At 61.7% G+C, this 2,926-nt stretch carries 3 protein-coding genes; all 3 read left to right on the top strand.

Going from position 1 to position 2,926, the window contains the following annotated elements:
* A partial coding sequence (locus IT350_20185) for an SPASM domain-containing protein (protein ID MCC6160383.1) occupies positions 1–327 on the top strand: 327 nt, incomplete at its 5' end.
* 54 nt (positions 328–381) lie between these two features.
* On the top strand, positions 382–1,989 hold the full coding sequence (locus tag IT350_20180) for a DUF2079 domain-containing protein (GenBank protein ID MCC6160382.1): 1,608 nt from the start codon (positions 382–384) through the stop codon (positions 1,987–1,989).
* Between the two features lie 45 nt (positions 1,990–2,034).
* Positions 2,035–2,926, top strand: an 892-nt coding sequence (locus tag IT350_20175; protein MCC6160381.1) for a B12-binding domain-containing radical SAM protein, incomplete at its 3' end; no start/stop codon positions are given.

The following is a 2,926-nucleotide window of genomic DNA, read 5'->3' as shown; positions in this document are numbered from 1 at the left end:
CCGTGCCCGGTGCTTTGGCGTGGGCCGCTGTACGTGCGCGTCGACGGTCGGGCACACGCCTGCTGCCATCATTTCGACGCGCCGCCGGTTGGAGACCTGCGAACGCAGTCCCTCGACGAGGTCTGGAACGGCGAGTCGATGCGTCGTCTGCGCCGTCTTCATGCTTCCGGACGCGCGGACGACATTCCCGCTTGCCGGGCTTGTCACTTCCATCCCCCGGCGAAGCCGCTGACGGCCGCCTCGTTCCTCCCCTCGACGAATGCGCTTCGCCGTTGGATGATACGTTGGGAACGGCGAAAAGCGTTACGCGAGGCTCCCGTCGGCTGACTTCCGACCGGATGCCGGTCGCGCGGCGCGGACAATTTCATCACGGTGACGGGGTTGGACGGAATCGCCACGCAAGGTTCAAACGCGATTCAGTCGAGGTGGCTGGAGACGGGCCGCGTCGTCGATATTCTCGTTGGCGCTCTCACGCTCGCATTCGCCGCCACGGCGCTATGGATATGTCGGGCGAAGTGGATCAACTTCGATCCTTACTTCCTCGATTTCGCAAAGACCGCCCGGTACTACGAACACTTCATCCAAGGCGTCCCCATCGAAAACAAGTTTTTCAATTACGGGCTGCTCTACTCGGGCTACCACCTAATCGTCGGCCCCGTTTATGCCGCACTCCGATCGCCGGTCGTCATCGTCCTTTTTCATGTGGCGGGGTTTGCGGTCTGCATTCCGCTCATTTACGCCATTGGTAAGCGTCATCTCGGAAGTGCAAGTCCCGCCGCGGTCTTCGCGCTGGGGTTTGCGCTGAATCCCGTCGTGGACATGATGGTGATCGGGTTTCAGCGCGTGGAGATCTGGTGCGGCGCGGCGCTATTGGCGACGATCTGGGCGTTCGATCGCAAAAATCCACAATGGGCTCTAGCAGCCGCGACTGTCGGTGGGATCTGCCGGATCGACGCGATTCCGGCATTTGTGATGCTCGGCGTCATCTATTGGGTCACGAAGCGTCACGACGATGCGCGACGACTGATCGCCCGGTCAATGCTGACCTTCGGAGTTCTGATCGCGGCGCTCGGCATCATGCGAATCGTCCTCGGAGGCGGCGCGGACGCCGACCAGTTGCATCTGTTCGTGGCTCAGTCCGATGGTCCCGTCCTGAATCGGATCGCCCGGACTGTCTTTGAACCGGACTCGTACGATCACCTGCGCCTTCTGGCGCACGTCGCGTTTCTCGCGCTGTTCGCCCCGCTGTGGCTGCTGCCCGCGTTGCCGAGTTTCGGATACATGATCCTGACCACGCAGAACCTCGCCGCGATGGAGATCGTTAGGACGCTTCTGTCGCCGGACAACATCCTTGTTCGGCAAATGCATACGCATTTCGTGATCGTGCTACCGGTCGTGTTCGTCGCGGCGATCATGGGTGTGAAGCGCCTGACGAAATTCCGCGTTACCGAGGATGGACGGGTGTCCGGCCGGCGCCCGCGAATTGAATCGTTGGCATTGTCCGCGTTTTTCGTGGCGATTCATGCCGCATTTTCGAGCGGGTCGATGGGCGCGATGCCCTTGACACCGGGATTTCGTTTCTCGGCGTATACGGACACCCCTCACGCAGCCGTGTTGCGCGATGTCCTCTCCACGCTTCCGCGCGAACGTTTCGGCGTACTTCAATTCAGCATTTCCGAACGTGCCCCGCATTTGCCGTTGTCGCGGGAATTCTACAAGGTGGAGGATGTCGACGCCCGCGTACAGTACGCGGTTTTCGACCTGTTCGCCCTGTCGGCGAACATCCCCAAGGCCGATCTTGTTCGGGGCATTGAAACGACGCTTCACCGCGACGACTTTCGCGTCGTCCGATTTGAGGATGGTGTTGTCCTATGCGAGCGTGGCGGGCGAGACGGACACAGCGACGCGGTGCTCGCGTTCATCGACGCAAACCGCGAGGCGATCCTGAGCGGAGGTCGTCGCGGCGCGCAAAAACCGACGCCTCCGTGACCTTCCCCGTCGATTCGGACGTCGGGTTGTGGCACAATTCCCTCGATGTCGTACCAATCCACGCGTCGCCGCGTCTTTCTGATTCAGGCGTCCGCCTTCGAGCGCGCGTTCGACCACTCGATGCCGCTCGGGCTGATGGCGCTGACCGCCTATCTCCGACGCGAGCGCGAATGCGTCGTGCGCATTTTCGACATGCAGCACGACTGCCTCGGCATCGAGCGTGTCGTCGACGACGCGAGGGGCTTCGATCCGGATTTCATCGGAATCGGAGGCATGAGCACCGACGCCGAGGTGATCCACGCGCTCGCCAGGCGACTGAAGGCGACGTTTCCCGATGTTCCCCTGGTCGTCGGCGGTGCGCACGCGGGGCACCGCGCCGAGGATCTCGCCGATCTCGCCGATATCGATTACGTCATTGCAGGGGAGGGCGAGATCGCAACTGTCGCCCTTCTCGATCATCTGGATGGGTGGCTGGGGATCGAGGATGTCCCGAGTCTCGTTCGACGCGACACTGACCGCGTTGTTCGAACGGATTCCGCCCCGCCGATCCTCGATCTCGACTCGCTGCCGTTTCCCGCGATCGACGCGATTGAAGTCGATGCTTATTACCGCATTTCGAGGCCCGGCTATTTCTATGCCCGTCGACGTTACGCGGTCGTCATGACGAGTCGCGGATGCCCCTTCGGATGCTCGTATTGTCACCATATCCATGGTCGAAAGTACCGATACCGCAGTCCGGAGAACGTCCTGGCCGAGATGGAGATGCTGCGCTCCACGGTCGGCGCGCAGGAGTTCGTCTTTCTCGATGATCTCTTGAATCTGCCCGCCGGGCGGCTGGAAAGGATCGCGGAACTGATCGTGGATCGGAATTGGGGTGTCGCTCTCAACATGCCGACCGGCCTGCGCGGGGATCTCATGAGCGAGGAGACCCTTCGAT

The organism is Deltaproteobacteria bacterium (genome assembly GCA_020845895.1).
Lineage (GTDB): Bacteria > Lernaellota > Lernaellaia > JACKCT01 > JACKCT01 > JADLEX01.
Note: the sequence above shows the minus strand (reverse complement) of the source record. Positions and strands in the feature narration are given on the sequence as shown.